We start from the raw sequence: 18,867 nt of genomic DNA on the forward strand, positions 1-18,867 counted from the left end.
GCCGTTCGTGGCCGTTAATGCCTGCTAACCGGAACCAATCCGGTTGATGAACAGTTTGGGCCGGGATGGGACGCCAAAAGGAGGATTTTTAATGAAACGCCAACCACGGATTCTGGCAGGCACGGCACTTGGCCTGCTGATGGCGTCCGCGCCGTTGGGCGCATTCCCGTTGCAGGGCAGCGCCGCGTTCGATTCTTTGCAAGGCATGACGGCCCCACTGATCCTGGCGCAGTCTAACTGCCCCGAAGGCGAGTCGGCGGAAGGCTGCGCGCAGCAGGCGGAACCGGAGCAGAAGTCTCGCAAGAAACGCGAGCGGCAGGCTGAATCGGCTCCCACTGAGCAGGCCGCGCCTTCCGGGGACGAGGGCAATCAACGCAGGAAGAAGCGCGAGCAGCAGCAGACTGAATCAGCCCCCGCCGAACAGGCGGTCCCGGCCGAAGAGCAAAAACCGCGCAGAAAAAAGCGCGACCAACAACAGATCGAAGCAGCCCCGGCCGAACAGGCCGCCCCGGCCGAAGAGCAACAACCGCGCAGGAAGAAGCGCGACCAACAGCAGATCGAAGCAGCCCCGGCCGAACAGGCCGCCCCGGCCGAAGAGCAAAAACCGCGCAGGAAGAAGCGCGACCAACAGCAGATCGAAACGGCACCTGCCGAAGAGCCTGCCGGACAGGCGGCGCAAGGCGAGAAGGTCGCACCTGCAAATAACAACGAGCAGGTCAAGCCGCGCAAGAAGCGGGACCAGGATCAGCAGATCGAGGCTGCGCCAGCCGAACAGGACACGCCCGCCGGCGAGCAGGCCGAGCCGCTTCCAACCGACCGGCAAGCGGCTCCGGCTGAGGGCGAAAAGCCCCGGGATCAGGCTAAGGAACGTGGCAAGAAGCCTGTAACGGGTGAGCAGCCCTCAACCGATGAGCAGCCCGCCGATGGCGAGCAGGCTGCGCCGGCCCAAGGCGAAGCTCCGGTCCAGGGCGAAGCGTCCGATCCAAACGCGGCTCCCGTATTCGACAGCCAGAAGGATGCCAGGCGCAAGCGCAAGGGCGGCAAGGACAACGCGCAAGAGACGGGCGGTCAGAACGCGGGTGGTCAGCCCACCCAGCAGGACGGCGAGCAGGCGGAAGCTCCGAAGCCGGCTCCGGTCGACCAGGGGCCGCCGCCCACTGACGACAGGGCAGCCCAGCAGGAGCTCAAGATTGAGAGGATGGTTCCGGTGACGGAGGAAAAGGGCAAACGCGTTGAGCGTGCGCCCGACGTCGAGGACATTCGCCGCCGTCCGCGCCCGCGAGGGGTCGACGTCGTCAGGGAACTCGGCGACCGCGTTATCCTCCAGTTCAACAACCAGACGATCGTCGAAAGCGACGACGCCCCGCGCATGCACCGTGGCGCCAGGAACGTCTACTATGAGGAGCTGTCGGGCGATCGCACCCGGGAAATCGTCGAGCGTGACAACGGAATCCAGATCGTCACCATCCGCAACCGCTACGGCGACGTCGTCCGGCGCTCACGCATTGCGCCCGACGGACGCGAATATGTGCTGACCTATGTCGACGAGCGGCACTATGACGACGATCGCGACTGGCGCGATCCGGGCGACGACCTGCCGCCGATTCGGATCGATATTCCGCGCGAGGAGTACATTCTGGATTCCGAAGAGGTCGAGGATCCGGACGACTACTATGCCTTCCTCGAACAGCCGCCGGTGGAGAGGGTGCAGCGCCTCTACTCGATCGACGAGGTCAAGCGCTCTGCCCGTGTGCGCGACATCGCCCGCCGCATCGACCTCGACACGCTGAACTTCGAATTCGGTTCAGCCTCGATCCCCGAGACCGAGGTGCAGAAACTCGAAGGCGTCGCCAGTGCCATGGAGAAGCTGCTGGAGAAGAACCCGGCGGAAACCTTCCTGATCGAAGGCCATACCGATGCCGTTGGCAGGCCGGAGGCGAACCTCGCCCTGTCCGACCGTCGCGCGGAGGCGGTCGCAGAAGCCCTGACCAACGCCTTCAACATCCCGCCGGAGAACCTGACGACACAGGGCTATGGCGAGGAGTACCTCAAGGTCGACACGTCGGAGCCTGAGCGCGAGAACCGTCGCGTCGCCATCCGCCGCATCACCTCGCTGGTGGCGCCGGTCGCCAGTGCGAATTAGGCATGGTCCCGAACCGAAGGTCAGCGACGCAAAGGGCGAAAACCGGTTTTCGTAAAGACCATGGCCAACTTAAAAAGCAACGATTCCAGAAACCTGAACTGGTTTCTGGAATCTATACGGGAAGACGTAGCCCACCCCGGTTTCACCGGGATGGGCAATTTCCGGCAATGAGCCGAGGTTGAAGGAGAATGTACGTCGCGATTTAACCAGGCATTGAATCGCGAGGTCGTCCACCCCAGATTCTGAGTAGGGCTTCCCTGCCCTGTCCCGACTCCAGCGGGACACATGAGCCCCGCCGGTACCCCCTCGCCGGCGGGGTTTTTGTTTCCGGCTTCGATTGAACAGGACGCGCCGATGCTGGCCTATATCGACCGGCTGATGGGCCTGGGCAAAGTCGACAAAGCCGAGGATTGAGAACGGCGTCCGTGCCGGTCAGTAAATACTTTTGATGTTGATTTCCGAATTCGCGAACACCTCGTCGGGCACGAAGAAGTCGCCGGCAAGCGGGCCTGTTGCATCTGGCGCATAGATCGAAAAATCGCTGACGCCCTCGGCGCGCAGCACCTCCTCGTCGATGTAGAAATTCCCGGTGGCTTCGCGCGACCGCCTGAGCAGGATCGCATGCGCGGCGTCGGCCATGATGTCGGGCGAACGGCTCATCGCCGCCACCGTCGCCCCGCCCAGGAGATTGCGCACCGCTGCCGTATCGATCGTCGAGATCGGCCACAGCGAATTGACGGCGATGCCGTCCCTGGCGAACTCCGCGCTCATGCCCAGCGTGCACATCGACATGCCGAATTTGGCCATCGTATAGGCGACATGGTTCTTGAACCATTTGGCCTTCATGTCGAGCGGCGGCGCCAGATTCAAGATGTGAGGATTGTCAGCCAACTTCAGGTACGGAATGCACATTTTGGAAACCAGGAACGTGCCGCGGGTGTTGATCTGGTGCATCAGATCATAGCGCTTCATTTCGGTTTCCAGCGTACCGGTGAGTTGGATGGCGCTGGCATTGTTGATGCAGACGTCGATGCCGCCGAATTTCTCGACGGTCCGGGCGACCGCCTCGGCCACCTGCCCCTCCTCGCGTATGTCGCACAACATCGGCAAGGCCTTGCCGCCGGCCTGCTCGATCTCCTCAGCCGCCGTGTAGATCGTACCCGGCAGCTTTGGATGCGGCTCGGCGGTCTTGGCCGCGATCGTCACATTAGCGCCGTCGCGCGCAGCGCGCAGTGCGATCGCCAGCCCGATGCCGCGCGACCCGCCGGAGATGAACAGCGTCTTTCCCTTGAGCGACATGTCTTCCGCCTCCTTGCAACATCACAGGCGTGATCCTTGCGCGGCGGTTGCGTGCCGCGCAAGGCCCAACACGCCGCATGTGAGTTACGCTGCGTAGGCTTTGGAACGACAAATTAGACCAGCACCAGGCCTCGCCGCATGGCGATGGCGATCGCGTCGGTGCGGTTGGCCGCTCCTAGCTTGATTAGGATCGCCGCGACGTGGAACTTCGCCGTGTGCACGGAAATGTTCAAGCGCCGCGCGATCACCTTGTTGGGCGCGCCCTCGGCCAAAAGCGCCAGCACTTCGCTCTCGCGCGGCGAAAGCGCCGGCCGCTCGGTCCTGTCGTCGACCGGCTCCTCGTCGAAGAGGTCGTCGTCATGGAAAGCGAAATCGTCATGCCGATCGGACAAGGGGCGGCCCTCGCCCGAAATCCGGTAGCCAGCCGCCGCCAGCCGCGCGGCAGCAGCGATCAGCAGATCGTCCGCTGCCGCCGGCAGCACGGCAAACACGGTATCGGCGGGCCGCTGCCGCCTGCCTCGTTGAGACAAGAGCACCTGGGGCATCGCCGGATCGGTGGCCGCACCTTCCAGCCCTCCGCCCTCCAGGGCTTCTCTTTCCAGGCTATTGTCATCGACGACCGCGACATCGGCTCTGTCGCCGCTATCGCTGTTGCCGGCCACAATCGGCAGCAGATCGTCAGTCGCGGCAAGGGCCGTGGACAGGTGTTCGGCACGTACGGCGTCATCGAGCGCGATCAGCACCGTCAGCCGCCGCCCCGTGATCCCGTGACTTGCCATCGATCTTCTCAGTTCAGCGGCTTTTCGCCGATAGTCAGCACGACATCGCGCCGTTCGCCGCCGCGTGCCACGCCGAGCGTCACCGACGCGCCGGCGCTGTCCGGCCCGAGCCTGCGGATCAGGTCGAGCGGGCCATGCGCGGCTTCGCCGTTCCACGACACGATGATGTCGCCAAGATGCAGGCCGGCGGCCTTCGCCGGGCCATTGTCGTCGAGGCTCATCACCATCGCGCCGTGCGTGTCGCCGTTGCGGATCGGATGCAGGCCGGCGCCGAGATAGCCGCGCGCGACATGGCCCTTCTCGCGCAGCGTCGCTGCCGCCCGCTCGATCGTCTCGTAAGGCATGACCAGCGCCCGCCGGCGCGGCCCGAACAGCAGCATGCCGATCAGTGCGCCCTTGGCGTCGAGCACCGGGCCGCCCTCGAAACGGCCGCCGGCATTGACGGCCAGATTGATGCGCCGGTCGATCGTGCCGCCGCGCATCGAGCGCCAAGCCGGACCGACCTCACCGACCGTGCCGAATGCGGCGAGCCCCGCGCCGTCGCTATTGCCGATGGCGATGGCGAGATGGCCCGGCCGCACCGTGCCTGCCTTGGCCAGCGACGGCACGTCCGGCGCGCCGGTCGGCTTCAGAAGGGCCGTCCCAGTGGATGGATCGCGGCCGACCAGCTCAGCCTTCACCTTGTCGCCCGAAGAAAGCGTCAGTTCGATCTCCTCGCCGGCCTCCACCGCCTCCTCGGCAGCGATAAAATAGCCGTCGCGCCAATGGAAGGCGGTCGCGGTGCGACGCTGATGCGTGGCGAAGCTCGCTGTCGCCGGCGCCGCTGCGGCGGCGATATCGGCGATGGCGTCGGAAAATGCGCTCAGATTGAAGTCGCTCATGTTGGTCTCCTGGGTTTTTATCGCATCGGCCCGAAAATCGGTATCGATTTTCGGAAAGCACGATGCGAGAACTCAAAGTCTTAGAGCGTACTTTGAGAGTCCAATGGACGCTCGTCGCTCTAACCCAGATATCGCTCGGCAGCGCGTTCGCGGGTACTCGCCTGACGGCTAGTTGGCGTTGGACTGGCCATCTGGTCAGGTCGCGGCCGATCCGGCCGCTCCGCACATATAGGCATCCTTCATCTTGCTCTAAAGACACGGAGCCCTGCCATGTCCCTCCCCGCCCAGCAATTGCAATTCGACGATGCGCTGCTCGATGATTATTCGGCAACGGTCGCCGATGCCGTGGACCGCATCGGTCCCGCCGTCTGCCGCATCGAGCGCATCGGTGGTGCCGGCGGCCAAGGCTCCGGCTTCGTCCTCACGCCGGACGGGCTGGTCGTCACCAACTTCCACGTCGTCGGCGATGCCCGCACCGTCCGCGTCACCATGCCGGACGGCGTCTCCAGAGAAGGCCGTGTTCTCGGCCGCGACCCCGACACCGACATCGCACTGGTGCGTGCCGGCGGCAGCTTTGCCGATATCGCGCCGCTCGGCGATTCCAAGCGTCTGCGGCGCGGCCAGATCGCCATTGCCATCGGCAACCCGCTCGGCTTCGAATGGACCGTCACATCAGGAGTCGTCTCGGCGCTCGGCCGCTCGATGCGCGCCTCCACCGGCCGGCTGATCGACGACGTCATCCAGACCGACGCAGCACTCAACCCCGGCAATTCCGGCGGACCGCTGGTGTCGTCGGCGGGCGAGGTCATCGGCGTCAATACCGCCATGATCCATGGTGCGCAAGGCATCGCCTTCGCGGTTGCCTCCAACACCGCCAATTTCGTCATTTCGGAGATCATCCGCTTCGGCCGCGTCCGCCGCGCCTTCATCGGCGTCTCGGCCGACACGACAAACCTGCCGCGCCGCGCCGCCCTGCTGTCGCAGGTGTCGAGCAGCACGGCGGTGCGCCTGCGCAGCGTCGAGGCGAACAGCCCGGCGGCCAAGGCCGGGCTCAGGGAAGGCGACATCATCGCCGCCATCGACGGACGCCCGGTCACCGGCGTCGACGATCTGGTGCGCCTGCTCGACGCCGAGCGCATCGGCCGCGAGACGCTGTGCACGGTGGTGCGCCGCACCGGCATTACTCAGGTCACGGTGATGCCGGTGGCGCGAAGCTAACGATTATCGCGACGCATAGATCTGGCCAAGCAGCGAAACCAGCAGCACGGCCAGCTCTCCGGTCGGATCGAGGTCAGGATCGAAAATGGTCATGTCCATTCCGGTGCAGCGCGGATCCGCTACCAGCGCCGCGAGAATGGCGACGAGATCGTTGGGATCGATGCCGGGACTGCCTGGTGAATCCACCGCCGGCATCACCGTCTGATCGAGCGCATCGACGTCGAAATGCACCCAATAGGGCCAGCCGGTTCGCGCCAGCGTGGTCCAGGTCTTTTCCAGGACCTTTGCCGCGCCAAGCTATCGTACGGCAAAGACGTCGATCAGCGTCATCGCGGTCGAATTGATGTCAGGCCAGGCGAAGTCGGGGTCGCGGTTCTCGCGTTCGCCGATCTGAATCACCTGTTCGTCCGCAACAAGGGGGCTTGCGATTTCAGGCCAGTCGGTCAGCAACGGCTCGCCACGTCCGGTGGCGAGCGCAAGGTCCATGCCGGCGACCGAGCCGAGCGAAGCGTTGATGTCGTAGTTGCCCGGATGCCGGAAATCGCTGTGGCCGTCGACATGGACCAGCGCCAGCGGACCAGATCGCCGTGCAGCAGCCAGTGCGCCAAGCAGGACCGCGCAGTCGCCGCCGACGACCAGCGGGAATTCGCCTCGTCCCAGCGCGCCGGCAACAACTTCGGCGAGTCCGAGGTTGAAGCTGCGTATCGCGTTGCCGTTGCGCAGCCGGGTGCCTGGCTGCGGCTCCGTGCTATAGGCGGGCCGATCAAGATCAACGACTTTGGCGGGCGCAAGCGTCTCGATCAAGCCGGCTTCGGTCAATGCCTGCGGCGCACGCCACGTCCCCGGTATATGATCTGGTCTCAGCGGGCGGAGGCCAAGGTTTGAGGGTGCGCGGACAAGGCAGATTTCACGCATGGAATGGGCCCAAGGTTGCCAAGCTCACCATAGACCGCGAATGCCCGCCCGGTCACGCGGCCCGAGCCGTCCCCTCACCTCTGCCGACAGTTCCTGCCAGGAGCCGTCGTTCAGGCCCCGTCACCCCTCAACAAACTGCGCCAGGAACTCCGCGCTCGGCGGGATCGGCTTAATCACGTCGATCAGCACGCCATTGGGGTCTTTAGTGATGAAATGACGCTGGCCGAAGGGTTCGTTGCGCAAGGACCGCAGGACCGGCAGGCCGGCGGCCAGGATCCGTTCGTAGACCGCGTCCGGATCCTTGACCTCGAAATTGATCAGCAGCCCCGACGTTCGGCCACGCCCCTCCTCAGGTATCGTCTCGTGGTCGCCTTGGACGATGCCGAGATTGACCCGGCGATCCTCGGCCGACTGCAGATGCACATACCAGTCGCTCGCAAACAGCGGCTTGAAACTGAAGTGCTTGATATAGAATGCCTTCGTGCCGGCAACGTCGCCCGTCATCAGCACCGGATAATAGCTCGTCGTCTTCATCTTTCCTTCTCCCGTCAGATAACATACAGTCTGCATGTAAATTTTATTAACATACAGGCTGCACGTATGCAACAGAAACCCGCGCGCCGCTCCAACCGCGATCGCACCGAAGCGACGCGCGCCGACCTGGTCGCCGCGGCGCGAAAACTGTTCACCGAGAAATCCTATGCGGAGACCGGCACGCCAGAGATCGTTGCAGCGGCCGGCGTCACGCGCGGCGCGCTCTACCACCACTTTGCCGACAAGCAGGCGCTGTTTGCCGCGGTGATCGAGCAAGAGGCGGCAGCTGTGGCGGAAGAGATCGAGCGCGCCTCGCCGCCCTCACTGTTTGCCCGTGACGCGCTGATCGCCGGTTCCGACGCCTACCTTGCCGCCATGCGCGCACCCGGCCGCACCCGGCTGCTGCTGCTCGACGGACCGGCCGTGCTCGGCCGCGCCGCGATGGACGACATCGATAACCGCCACGGCAACCGTTCCTTGCGCGAGGGCCTCGTCGCGGCGATGCGCGCGCAGACCATGACGAGATTGCCGGTGGAGGCACTCACCGCGCTGCTTGCCGCCGCCTTCGATCGGGCGGCGCTCGCTATCCAGGCCGGCGCCGACACCGGCCCCTATCGCGAGGTACTTGTCGCCCTTATCGATGGACTGTCTCCGACTCATCCTCAGGCACCTGGCCCGGCTCGAACTCGTTGAAGCAGCCGAGCTGCCGTTTGAACTGATCGATCAGCCAAGCTGCCGCGGGTTTCGGGCTGCGGTCGGTGCGATGCATGGCAAACAGCGGCGAATGCACCTCGCTGTAAGGCTCGAGGTCGAGTTCCACCAGCCGGCCACTCGCCAGATCATCGGCGATCAGCCATCTCGGCAGCCCGCCCCAACCCAGCCCCTCACGCATCAGCACGTGCTTGGTTCTGACATCCGTCAGCCGCCATGTACGATAGGCGTACACGCCGTAGTCGCGTCCGCGCGTCCGCTCCGACTGGTCGGAGACGACAAGCTGGATGTGTTCGCGCACCTCCTCGAGCGATACCGGTCTGGGAAGCAGTGCCAAAGGATGATCGGGCGCCGCGGCGGGCACCAAGGTGAAGAACCCGATCCGCAAAAGGTTGACATCGGCCTCGCCCAGCATGCCGCCGACGCCGAGATCAGCCTGTCCGCTGACGACATGGTCGAGCGTCAGGCCAAGCGTGCCGACATGCAGGCGCAACGCCACGGTTGGAAACTGCGCCTCGAACGCTTTCAGAACCCGAACCAGCACCGGCGACGGCAGCGTCACGTCGACCGACATCACGACTTCCGCTTCCAGCCCTTGTCGGTGGCCGTCGACCCGCGCACGAATGCGCTGCAGCACACCAACCATGCGACGCGCATCCTCCAGCGTCGCCCGGCCGACATCCGTGAGCTGGGGCTCGCGCGTGCCGTCGCGCTCAAACAGTTTCAGCCCAAGCTGCGCTTCGAGATTGGCGATGGCGTAGCTGATGACGGACTGCGCCCGGTTGAGCTTGCGGCCGGCGGCCGAGAAACTGCCGGTCTCTGCGACCGTCACCAGAATCTGAAGTTGATCGAGCGTCGGGTTGGGTTGCATGTAGGCATCCATCTAATGCTTGGATGGATCGTATAGAAAATTTACCAGTTTTTCAAATGGGTCCGTGACCTCATATCTGGCGGGACAATTTCATCCAACCCTGGAGAGCCCGCCATGTCCATTCTTCTTGTCACCTCGAGCCCGCGTGGCAACGCCTCGCACTCGACCCGCATCGCCACCGAATTCGCCGAGAAGCTCGTTGCCGCCGATCCGTCGGCCAAGCTTGTCGTGCGCGACCTCGTCGCCAACCCGCTGCCGCACATCGATCCGGACTATTCAGCCGGCATCTACACGCCGGCTGAATCCCGTACCCCGCGCCAGGCCGAGGTCGTCGGCGTGTCCGACGCCGTGCTCGACGAGCTATTCGCCGCCGACACCATCATCCTCGCCACCGGCTTTATCAATTTCGGCATCTCGTCGACCCTGAAATCCTGGGTCGATCACGTCGCCCGTTCCGGCAAGACCTTCGCTTATGGCGAGAATGGCCCGAAGGGCCTGGTCACCGGCAAGAAGGTCTACATCGTCCTCGCCTCGGGCGGCATCTATTCGGAAGGCGCTGCCGTGCAGATGGACCACGCCATCCCTTATCTGCGCAGCGTGCTTGGCTTCATCGGCATGACCGACGTCGAAGTCATCCGCATCGAGGGCGTCGGCATGGGCCCCGAGGCCGTCTCGGCCGCTCTGGCCAAGGCGTCAGCCAAGGTGGATGCGGCGGTGGCCTCGACCGCAGCAGTCGCCGCTGCCGCGTAGAACGCGAACAACTGGTATCAGAACCGAAAAAGGCAGGCGCCGCGCGCCTGCCTTTTTTGCGATCTGCTAGCGCGGCTGCGCCCGAGTCAAAGTGTTGGATGGCTTTTACCAGGATAGCCGCGCGACACCATTGGTTATTCCGCTTGTCTGCGCTATCGGTCGCCGATGTTCCTCTCCGTCGCCACAACGCATCGTCCGGCCACAGATCTCGGCTTCTTGCTGCACAAGCATCCCGATCGTCTGCACGAGACCGACCTGTCCTTCGGCAAGGTGTGGCTGCTCTATCCCGAGGCGACTTACGAGCGTTGCGAGGCTGCACTACTGCTCGACGTCGATCCGATAGGGCTCGTCCAGGGCAAAGGTCAGGCAGAAGGCCTGCTGGACCAGTATGTAAACGACCGGCCCTATGCGGCATCGTCCTTCCTGTCGGTGGCGCTAAACAAAACGCTGCGGACCGCTATGACCGGCATATCAAAGGAGCGTCAGGAATTGGCCGACAGCGACCTGCCGCTGGAGGCGGTGGTGACACCGCTGCCGATGCGCGGCGGTGAGGCTCTGGTTCGAGGCCTGTTCGAACCTTTGGGGTGGACCGTCAATCTAACCCCGATAGGGGATGTCGGGTCTGGTGCAAGCGGCCCGCGATACGGCCACCTGAAGTTGACCGGCACTGGCCGGCTAAGTGCCCTGCTGAACCACCTTTATGTCCTGATCCCTGTGATGGACGACGCCAAGCACTACTGGGTCGGCGAGGCTGAGATCGACAAGCTGCTATCCAAGGGCGAGGGCTGGCTGGAAAACCATCCCGCCAAAGACCTGATCGTACGCCGCTATCTGCGCAATCGCGGGGCTTTGGCCCGTATCGCCCTGGAGCGATTGGCTCCCGAGACGGCCGGCGAGGCGCTGCCTCCTGAAGTCCGCGTTGCGCCCGAGGAGGCGCTGGAGGTGCCGATCCGGTTGAACGATTTGCGTATGGACGCTGTGGTTCAGGCCATTCGAGCCACCGGCGGAACCACTATTGCGGATTTGGGATGCGGCGAAGGCAAGCTACTCTATCGGCTTGTGCGCGAACGATGGGTCCACAAGCTGTTTGGACTTGATCCTGCAGTCCGCGAACTGGAATGGGCTGCCAAGCGTCTCCAGCTGAACGAGTTCGGCGGGCCGCCCGAGGGTCGGGTCACGCTGCTACATGGATCGCTGACGTATCGGGATAGACGCTGGGCCGAGGCCGACGTTGCGGTGCTGGTCGAAGTCATCGAGCATCTCGACGAGGACAGGCTACCTCTGGTCGAACGCATCGTTTTCGGCGAGACGGCGCCCAAGTCGGTGATCGTGACCACTCCGAATGCGGACTACAACGTTCTGTTCGCCAACCTGGCCCCTGGCGCCTTTCGCCACCCGGACCATCGCTTCGAATGGAGCCGCGCTCAGTTCGAAGCCTGGGCGGCAAAAATCGGTGAGACCTATGGCTATGCCGCCGTCGTCAGCGGCATAGGGGCCGAGGACCCCGTCCTTGGGGCGCCCACGCAGATGGCGGTGTTCACGCGATGAGAGGGCCCGACAAGACTGATCTCACCATCCCTGACTTCGCTCTGGTTGTGCTGATCGGCTCGACCGGATCGGGCAAGTCGACCTTCGCCGCCAAGCATTTCCTGCCGACCGAGATCATTTCCTCGGATCGCTGCCGCGGGCTCATTACCGACAACGAGACTGATCAAGACGTCTCGGCCGATGCCTTCGATCTGGTGCGCGAGATCGCCGGCAAACGGCTCAAGCACCGCAAGCTGGCCGTCATCGACGCCACCAATGTGCGGGCGGCCGACCGCAAGGCCTGGGTCGAACTGGCGCGCAAGTGGCACGCTCTGCCAGTCGCTGTGGTCATCGATCCTGGTGTCGATGTCTGCGTCGCGCGCAACGCGTCGCGCCCCGACCGGCCGTTCGGGCCCGGGGTGGCCCAACGCATGACGACCGAAATCCGCAAGGGTCTCGGCGGCCTGCAACGCGAGGGCTTCCGCCAGGTCTGGAAGCTTACCAGCGAGGCCAGCATCGACACCGCCAAGGTCTCGCGCCAACCGCTGTGGACCGACAAGCGCAACGATCACGGTCCGTTCGATATCATAGGCGATGTCCACGGCTGCGCCGATGAGCTTCAGATCCTGCTCAGTCGACTCGGCTACAGCGTCGCTTGGTCCGAGGATCGCGACGAACGGACAGTTGCCGTGACCCCGCCGGAGGGCCGCAAGATCGTCTTTGTCGGCGACCTCGTCGATCGCGGCCCCAACGCGCCCGATGTCCTGCGCATCGCTATGAGCATGGTCGCAGCCGGTACTGCCTACTGTGTCCAAGGCAATCACGAACGCAAGCTCGGCCGATGGCTGGAAGGCCGCAAGGTCACGGTCGCCCACGGCCTTCAGCAAACGATCGACCAATTGGACGCTCAGGATCGCGGTCTGCGAGAGGCCCTGCCGGCCTTCCTCGACGGCCTGCGCAGCCATGTCTGGCTGGACAGCGGACGCCTCGCCGTCGCTCATGCCGGCCTTAGGGAAGAGATGATAGGACGCGGCTCCGGCGCCGTGCGTGAATTTGCGCTCTACGGCGAGACCACAGGCGAGATCGACGAATTTGGCCTGCCCGTACGAGCGGATTGGGCCATGGCCTATCGTGGCAAGACGGCCGTGATCTACGGCCACACACCGGTGCTGTCGGCCGAGTGGGTCAACAACACCCTGTGCATCGACACTGGCTGCGTATTCGGCGGCAAACTGACGGCTTTGCGCTGGCCCGAACGCGAACTGGTCGGTGTCCCGGCAATCCAGACCTGGTCGGAACCGATGCGTCCGCTGGGCGGGTCCAGGCCGGACAAATCGGCGCAGGCCGATGCCGACGGGGTACTCGACTACCAGGATGTCTCCGGTCGCCGTTGGATCGAGACCGAACTGAGAGGCCGGATTGTCGTAGCCGAGGAGAATGCTTCGGCAGCGCTGGAGGTGATGAGCCGCTTCGCGCTGCCGCCGCAATGGCTGATCTATCTGCCGCCGACGATGTCGCCGTCAGAGACGAGCAGCCTAGGCGGCTGGCTGGAACGTCCTGAGGACGCCCTCGCTTACTACCGCGAACGTGACGTCGCTCAGGTGGTGTGTGAGGAGAAGCACATGGGCTCGCGGGCAGTGATCGCGCTGTGCCGGGACGCGCAGACGGCGCGTAACCGCTTCGGGACATTGGGCGATGAAACCGGCGCGATCTGGACCCGGACCGGACGCTCCTTTTTCAACGACCCTGCCATGACGGAAGGCCTGCTCGCCCGTCTCCGCGCCGGCGTCGAAGCAGCGGACCTGTGGGAGGAATTAAACAGCGACTGGCTGCTGCTGGACACCGAGATAATGCCCTGGTCGGCCAAGGCCAGCAGCTTGATTGAAAGCCAGTATGCGCCGGTGGCAACGTCCTCGGCCGCCGGCTTCCAGGTCAGTCGCGAGGCGTTAGCCCGTGCGATGGCGCGCGGCGTCGATGCAACCGCCCTCAACGCCCGCCTTGAAGACCGGGCTTCGCGTGCGGCCAAATATGCCATCGCCTGGGCGCCCTATGTGTGGCCGGTCTCGGACATCGACGGCCTGAAGGTTGCGCCGTTCCACCTGCTCGCCAGTGAGGGACGTGTTTGGTTCGACCAGGACCACATTTGGCACATGACCCTTGCAGACCGTCTGGCTGCGGGCGATGGCGTGGTAACGCGCACGCGATGGCGCACGGTTGATCTGGCCGACGCCAGCGCGTGTGCGGAGGCCGTCGCCTGGTGGGAGGCGCTGACGGGCTCGGGTGGCGAAGGCATGGTGGTTAAACCGCTCGACTTCATCAGTCGGAGCAAGAAGGGACTCATCCAGCCGGCGCTGAAAGTCCGCGGCCGAGAATACCTGCGCATCATCTATGGCCCCGAATATGATGCGCCGGACAATCTGGTCCGCCTGCGAGAGCGAAGCCTGGGCGGCAAGCGAAGCTCGGCGCTCAGGGAATTCGCGCTCGGCCACCAGGCGCTGAAGCGATTTGTCGCCAAACAGCCGCTTCGGCGGATTCACGAGTGTGTTTTTGGCGTGCTGGCGCTGGAGAGCGAGCCAATCGATCCAAGGCTGTAATGAGGATCTACCCGAACATCTTCTCGCCCTGCTCGTCGACGAGTTGGATGCCCTTCTTGATCGAGATGTCGACGGCGTCGTCGAGCCCGGCAAAACGGTCGGCGCGGATGAATTTGTGCTCCTTCATCACGCCGTCGATCTCCTTAGAAACTACGCCGCAGGTCTGGTATTGGCCTTCCGCCTTGTAGGGCGTGGCGCTGATCAAAAATCCCTTGTGCTCGATCTGCTTTGCCGGTGCAGCACTCTTTGGTTCGCCCGCGTCACCGCCGCCACCGCCGAAAAGACGTTTCAGAAAAGACATGGGAGCGCCCTCCAACGGCAATCATCCTGCATCACATAGCGTGGTGCAGGATGATTTCACTAGCGGTCCTTAGGCAAACGGGCAAGGGCCGCATCCGGCCCGGACGTCAATCGCGCGACAGCGCTTCGAGGGCTTCGGCCGCCCCTTTCAATATTGCGATTGCCTCGGCCTGTTTTTCAGCGGGCGCGTCGACGATGTCGCCGAGGGCTGCGCGCAGCCGCTGGCGCACGGCGCGGAATTCGTTGCGCTTTTCCGAACGGCCGCGGCCGCGACGTCCGCCATCCTCGTCCTCGTTCCAGCCGAACCAGTCGCGCGCCTTTGCCATCTTGCGGCCGAAACGCTCGAGATGGTCGAGCACATGGTCGATCATCTCGCGATTGTCATTGAGATGCGTCTGGCCTGCCTCGGTAATCGAAAACACCTTTTTGTTGCCTTCCGCCGACGAGACGGCATAGCCGGCCTCTTCCAGGAAGGTCAGCGTCGGATAGACCACGCCTGGGCTCGGGCTGTAGACGCCGCTGGTGCGCTCCTCCAGCGCCTTGATGATGTCGTAGCCGTGGCGCGGCGCCTCGGCCAACAGCGACAGCGTGATCAGCTTGAGATCGCCGTCGGCCAGCATACGCCCGGCGCGGAACATGTCGCCCGGCCCGCCGCGCCCGCCGCCCCTCATGCCGTGGCCGAATGGGCCGAAGCCGCCGCCACGACCGCCAAATTTGCCGGCCATATGCATGAAAACGCGCTCGGCATGCTCGCCGAAATGATGATGTCCGTGCATCGTCTGCTCCTTGAGTTATGTCTTACGATATATCTTAATTAGGCAGGCGAGGTGATTAAGTCAAGATATATCTTACGATGTAAGGTAATTGCGCACGGGATTGAAAGAGCGCGTTTGCGGCTAAGGCAGTGGCTGAACCTCTCCGGAGTCCCAAAAGGCCCGGGGCGGTTGTCTCTGCCGCTTACCAGCGGCCCTTTCGCCGGTTCCAGGCATAGAGAAGATCGGCGAAGCGATCATAGGCATAGCGCGTCAACGGCAGCACGGTGCGGTTGCCGAACAGCGCTGCCAGCCAGCCCTCGCCCGGTGTTTTCAGCCAGACGGCAATTACGACGTCGGCGCCGACCAGCAGTTTGCCATCCGCATCGGTTGCGTGCAGCCGGCGGCGGATGTCCTCCAGCGACACGCCGTATCCGGCCAGTGCCGCCGGTTCGGCATTGATGTCGCGAAACGCGATCCGCCCGGTCTTGATCGCCTCGATCAGCCGCCGCTTCTGCCGGCTGATGCCGGCATCGCAAACCGGACAGCGGGTGTTGTACCAGATGGTCAGCAGAGGCTTGGGCATGTGTTTAGAGACGCGAGCTGAGGTGCTGCGCGGAGTCCGGGAAGTACCTTCGCCCCGCAACATTTCGGACCAGACTGGCCGGGCGCCGCCAAGCGGCGCCTGACCGTGCCGGGCTCGGCAGCTTGCGCGGATCTGTAGCCGCGCAACGCCTCAGCCGAGCGAGGCGATGATCTCGCGATAGGCCAATTCCGGGAAAGCCTTGAGCGTCCGCGTCCTCACGTTACCGCCTGTCGCCAGCATCAGCGAGAAACGAGCGAGCACCGCATCGTCGGGCGCTTCGACGATCGCCACCATATCGCATTCGCCCATGGTGAGATAAAACGCCTTGAACGAGCCACCCATGTCTCCCAGCAGCTTCTTGGCGGCATCGAGCCGCTTCGGCGACTCGCGCACATTTTTGGCGCCCTGCTCTGTCCAGTTGATCAGCACGATATAGTTTGTCATGCACACCTCCCTCCGGGGCCTCGGAGCACGGCGTCACTGCCGGGGCGGGCATCCGGGTTTGTCGCCCAGAAAATGCATCCGACACGAGATTATCCTCCCACAGCAGGTGTGCTGCAACAACAACCGCACCGACTGGCGAGACAATTCCTGGCACGAACGAAAAAGGGCGCCGCAGCGCCCTTTAAATTGCTTATCCGTCACCCGGCATTAGCTATCGAGGAAGCTCCGCAGCTTGCGCGAGCGGCTGGGATGCTTGAGCTTGCGCAACGCCTTGGCTTCGATCTGGCGGATGCGTTCGCGGGTGACCGAGAACTGCTGACCGACTTCCTCCAGCGTGTGGTCGGTGTTCATGCCGATGCCGAAGCGCATTCTGAGCACGCGCTCTTCACGCGGGGTGAGCGAAGCAAGCACCCGCGTCGTCGTCTCGCGCAGGTTGGCCTGGATCGCCGCGTCGATCGGCAGGATCGCCATCTTGTCCTCGATGAAATCGCCGAGATGCGAATCCTCCTCGTCGCCAACCGGCGTTTCGAGCGAAATCGGCTCCTTGGCAATCTTCAGCACCTTGCGCACTTTTTCCAGCGGCATGGCGAGCTTTTCCGCCAATTCTTCCGGCGTCGGCTCGCGGCCGATCTCGTGCAGCATCTGGCGCGAGGTGCGTACGATCTTGTTGATCGTCTCAATCATGTGCACCGGAATGCGGATGGTGCGCGCCTGGTCGGCGATCGAGCGGGTGATCGCTTGCCGGATCCACCACGTCGCATAGGTCGAGAACTTATAGCCGCGACGGTATTCGAATTTGTCGACCGCCTTCATCAAGCCGATATTGCCTTCCTGGATCAGATCGAGGAACTGCAGGCCGCGATTGGTGTATTTCTTGGCGATGGAAATGACGAGGCGCAGATTGGCCTCGACCATTTCCTTCTTGGCGATCGCGGCTTCGCGCTCGCCCTTCTGCACCTGGTTGACGATCCTGCGGAATTCGAGAATCGAGATCGCCGTCTCGGTGGCGAGGTTCTGGATCTCGGCGCGCAGGTCGCGGATCGCGTCCTTTTCGTTCTTGGTGAATTCCTTCCAGCCGCGCGAGGTCAGATTGCCGATCGAGCGCGTCCAGTTGGGATCGAGTTCCGAGCCCTGGTATTCCTTCAGGAATTCCTCGCGGCGCACGCCATAGCTTTCGGCCAGCCGCAACAGCTTGCCCTCGTTCTGCACCAGGCGCTTGTTGATGTCGTAGAGCTGCTCGACCAATGCCTCGATGCGCGCCGTGTTCAAGGACAGCGACTTCACCGCCTTGATGAGTTGGTCCTTCAGCTCCTTCAGCCGGCGGTCCTGGCTTGGCGACAGCGTGCCGGCGGCGGCCAGCCGGTTCTCGACCTGCTGGTCCTGCAGTTTGCGCAACTTCTTGTAAGTGTCGGCGATGACGTCGAGCGTCTCCATCACCTGCGGGCGCAGTTCCGCTTCCATCGCCGCCAGCGACAGGCTCGCTTCGTCCTCGTCTTCCTCATCGTCATCAGTCAGACCGCGCGTGTCGCCGCCGACATTGGTGATGTCGTCCTCGTCCTCGCGCGAACGGCGCGGCTTTTCCTCGGTCTTGGCTTCCTCGATCCGCTCGACCACCGGCGCCTGCTTGGCCTCCGGTCCGGCATAGGTCGCTTCGAGGTCGATGATCTCGCGCAGCAGGATCTTCGATTCGTTGAGCTCGTCACGCCAGATGATGATGGCCTGGAAGGTCAGCGGGCTTTCGCACAGGCCAGCGATCATCGTCTCGCGGCCGGCCTCGATGCGCTTGGCGATTGCGATTTCGCCCTCGCGCGACAGAAGCTCGACCGAGCCCATTTCGCGCAGATACATGCGAACCGGATCGTCGGTGCGATCGGTCGGCTCTTTCTTGGTGGTCGTCGCGGCAACGGCGGTACCGGTCTGCTCGGCGAGCTCGTTGGCGTCTTCCTCGGCGTCGGCAGCCGCGTCGGCGGCTTCGGGCTCCTCGCCCTGCTCGTCGTCCTCGACCACGTTGATGCCCATGTCGGAGAGCATGGCCATCGTGTCCTCGATCTGCTCGGAGGTCACTTCCTCGGAGGGCAGCACCGAATTCAGTTCGTCCATGGTGACATAGCCGCGCTTCTTGGCGGCTTTGATCATCTTCTTGACAGCATCGTCGGAAAGGTCGAGCAGAGGGCCATCGGTGGCGCCTTCACGTTCGGTCTCGACCTCTTCCTTTTCTTTTGTCGCCATTCTTTATTTTCTCCAAGCGGCCAAGTATCAAGCCGCGTAAGCTGCCGTACCGGTTAAATCAGATGCGTTCGCTCTAGAACGCGCTTCCCCGGGCCAGTACCTGCATCTCTCGTTAAGTCCAGATTAACCCTGGTATCTGTGGCAGGCTGACCGCCTGTCCAGTGACCGGTACCTCACATCGCTGCATTTCCCGTCGACGCCGGCACGGGTTAACGTTTCGAATCGTCCTGATTCCGTCATTCTGCCAGAAGGTCAAGCGCCTCTCGCATGATTCGCATGAAAAAAGCGAATCAATTACCCGACTTAAAGCGCCGTGGCTGATTCGACGCGCAAG

17 protein-coding genes and 1 pseudogene are annotated in these 18,867 nt (G+C 63.6%); 7 read left to right on the plus strand and 11 right to left on the minus strand.

Features of this window, described 5'->3' with window-relative positions; all coding sequences use genetic code 11:
• Nucleotides 1–91: 91 nt before the first annotated feature.
• Both ACWUKX_RS19115 and ACWUKX_RS19120 read left to right on the plus strand, forming a co-directional pair.
• Nucleotides 92–2,143 carry an OmpA family protein gene (locus ACWUKX_RS19115; protein WP_456008416.1) on the plus strand — a complete coding sequence of 684 codons (2,052 nt, stop codon included), beginning with the start codon at nt 92–94 and terminating at the stop codon, nt 2,141–2,143.
• Nucleotides 2,144–2,428: 285 nt separating this feature from the next.
• On the plus strand, nt 2,429–2,557 hold the full coding sequence (locus ACWUKX_RS19120; RefSeq protein WP_456008417.1) for a hypothetical protein: 129 nt from the start codon (nt 2,429–2,431) through the stop codon (nt 2,555–2,557).
• Between the two features lie 18 nt (nt 2,558–2,575).
• On the opposite strand, the gene ACWUKX_RS19125 is transcribed toward ACWUKX_RS19120, so the two are convergent.
• From ACWUKX_RS19125 to ACWUKX_RS19135, 3 genes are all read right to left on the minus strand, one after another.
• The gene (locus tag ACWUKX_RS19125; protein ID WP_456008418.1) at nt 2,576–3,442 is read right to left on the minus strand and encodes an SDR family oxidoreductase; all 867 of its coding nucleotides are present in this window, start codon (nt 3,440–3,442) and stop codon (nt 2,576–2,578) included.
• Nucleotides 3,443–3,555: 113 nt separating this feature from the next.
• Nucleotides 3,556–4,221: a response regulator transcription factor gene (locus ACWUKX_RS19130; RefSeq protein WP_456008419.1), complete on the minus strand. Its 666-nt coding sequence runs from the start codon at nt 4,219–4,221 to the stop codon at nt 3,556–3,558.
• Between the two features lie 8 nt (nt 4,222–4,229).
• Nucleotides 4,230–5,102 carry a S1C family serine protease gene (locus ACWUKX_RS19135; RefSeq protein WP_456008420.1) on the minus strand — a complete coding sequence of 291 codons (873 nt, stop codon included), beginning with the start codon at nt 5,100–5,102 and terminating at the stop codon, nt 4,230–4,232.
• 270 nt (nt 5,103–5,372) lie between these two features.
• Here ACWUKX_RS19135 and ACWUKX_RS19140 point away from each other — a divergent pair, with 270 nt between their 5' ends.
• Nucleotides 5,373–6,320, plus strand: coding sequence for a S1C family serine protease (locus ACWUKX_RS19140; protein WP_456008421.1), 948 nt, complete (start codon nt 5,373–5,375; stop codon nt 6,318–6,320).
• A gap of 3 nt (nt 6,321–6,323) precedes the next feature.
• Here ACWUKX_RS19140 and ACWUKX_RS19145 read toward each other — a convergent pair.
• Nucleotides 6,324–7,235, minus strand: a pseudogene (locus tag ACWUKX_RS19145) (arginase family protein).
• Between the two features lie 120 nt (nt 7,236–7,355).
• The gene (locus ACWUKX_RS19150; RefSeq protein ID WP_456008422.1) at nt 7,356–7,769 is read right to left on the minus strand and encodes a VOC family protein; all 414 of its coding nucleotides are present in this window, start codon (nt 7,767–7,769) and stop codon (nt 7,356–7,358) included.
• 66 nt (nt 7,770–7,835) lie between these two features.
• Here ACWUKX_RS19150 and ACWUKX_RS19155 point away from each other — a divergent pair, with 66 nt between their 5' ends.
• A complete protein-coding gene (locus ACWUKX_RS19155; RefSeq protein WP_456008423.1) occupies nt 7,836–8,462 on the plus strand; it encodes a TetR/AcrR family transcriptional regulator in 627 nt (208 codons plus the stop codon).
• On the opposite strand, the gene ACWUKX_RS19160 is transcribed toward ACWUKX_RS19155, so the two are convergent.
• The gene (locus ACWUKX_RS19160) at nt 8,404–9,351 is read right to left on the minus strand and encodes a LysR family transcriptional regulator (RefSeq protein WP_456008424.1); all 948 of its coding nucleotides are present in this window, start codon (nt 9,349–9,351) and stop codon (nt 8,404–8,406) included. The two genes, ACWUKX_RS19155 and ACWUKX_RS19160, sit on opposite strands and share 59 nt — an antisense overlap.
• Before the next feature lie 114 nt (nt 9,352–9,465).
• On the opposite strand from ACWUKX_RS19160, the gene ACWUKX_RS19165 reads away from it, so the two are divergent.
• The 3 genes from ACWUKX_RS19165 to ACWUKX_RS19175 all read left to right on the plus strand — a co-directional run bounded on the left by ACWUKX_RS19165 (nt 9,466) and on the right by ACWUKX_RS19175 (nt 14,222).
• Complete coding sequence (locus ACWUKX_RS19165) at nt 9,466–10,101, plus strand: FMN-dependent NADH-azoreductase (RefSeq protein ID WP_456008425.1); 636 nt, start codon at nt 9,466–9,468, stop codon at nt 10,099–10,101.
• Between the two features lie 165 nt (nt 10,102–10,266).
• Nucleotides 10,267–11,649, plus strand: a complete 1,383-nt coding sequence (locus tag ACWUKX_RS19170; RefSeq protein WP_456008426.1) for a 3' terminal RNA ribose 2'-O-methyltransferase Hen1 — start codon at nt 10,267–10,269, stop codon at nt 11,647–11,649.
• Complete coding sequence (locus tag ACWUKX_RS19175) at nt 11,646–14,222, plus strand: polynucleotide kinase-phosphatase (protein WP_456008427.1); 2,577 nt, start codon at nt 11,646–11,648, stop codon at nt 14,220–14,222. The genes ACWUKX_RS19170 and ACWUKX_RS19175 overlap by 4 nt, the downstream gene beginning before the upstream one ends.
• A 7-nt stretch (nt 14,223–14,229) precedes the next feature.
• Here the strand turns inward: ACWUKX_RS19175 and ACWUKX_RS19180 are convergent, their stop codons facing one another.
• From ACWUKX_RS19180 to rpoD, 5 genes are all read right to left on the minus strand, one after another.
• Complete coding sequence (locus tag ACWUKX_RS19180) at nt 14,230–14,523, minus strand: HlyU family transcriptional regulator (protein WP_065009209.1); 294 nt, start codon at nt 14,521–14,523, stop codon at nt 14,230–14,232.
• A 106-nt stretch (nt 14,524–14,629) separates the two neighbouring features.
• The gene (locus tag ACWUKX_RS19185) at nt 14,630–15,298 is read right to left on the minus strand and encodes a PadR family transcriptional regulator (protein ID WP_456008428.1); all 669 of its coding nucleotides are present in this window, start codon (nt 15,296–15,298) and stop codon (nt 14,630–14,632) included.
• A 181-nt stretch (nt 15,299–15,479) separates the two neighbouring features.
• On the minus strand, nt 15,480–15,860 hold the full coding sequence (locus ACWUKX_RS19190; RefSeq protein ID WP_029350164.1) for a thiol-disulfide oxidoreductase DCC family protein: 381 nt from the start codon (nt 15,858–15,860) through the stop codon (nt 15,480–15,482).
• A gap of 150 nt (nt 15,861–16,010) precedes the next feature.
• Nucleotides 16,011–16,304, minus strand: coding sequence for a GYD domain-containing protein (locus ACWUKX_RS19195; RefSeq protein WP_065009207.1), 294 nt, complete (start codon nt 16,302–16,304; stop codon nt 16,011–16,013).
• A gap of 207 nt (nt 16,305–16,511) precedes the next feature.
• Nucleotides 16,512–18,533, minus strand: coding sequence for an RNA polymerase sigma factor RpoD (gene rpoD / locus ACWUKX_RS19200; RefSeq protein WP_127317691.1), 2,022 nt, complete (start codon nt 18,531–18,533; stop codon nt 16,512–16,514).
• Nucleotides 18,534–18,867: the final 334 nt, after the last annotated feature.

The organism is Mesorhizobium sp. f-mel (assembly GCF_053850215.1).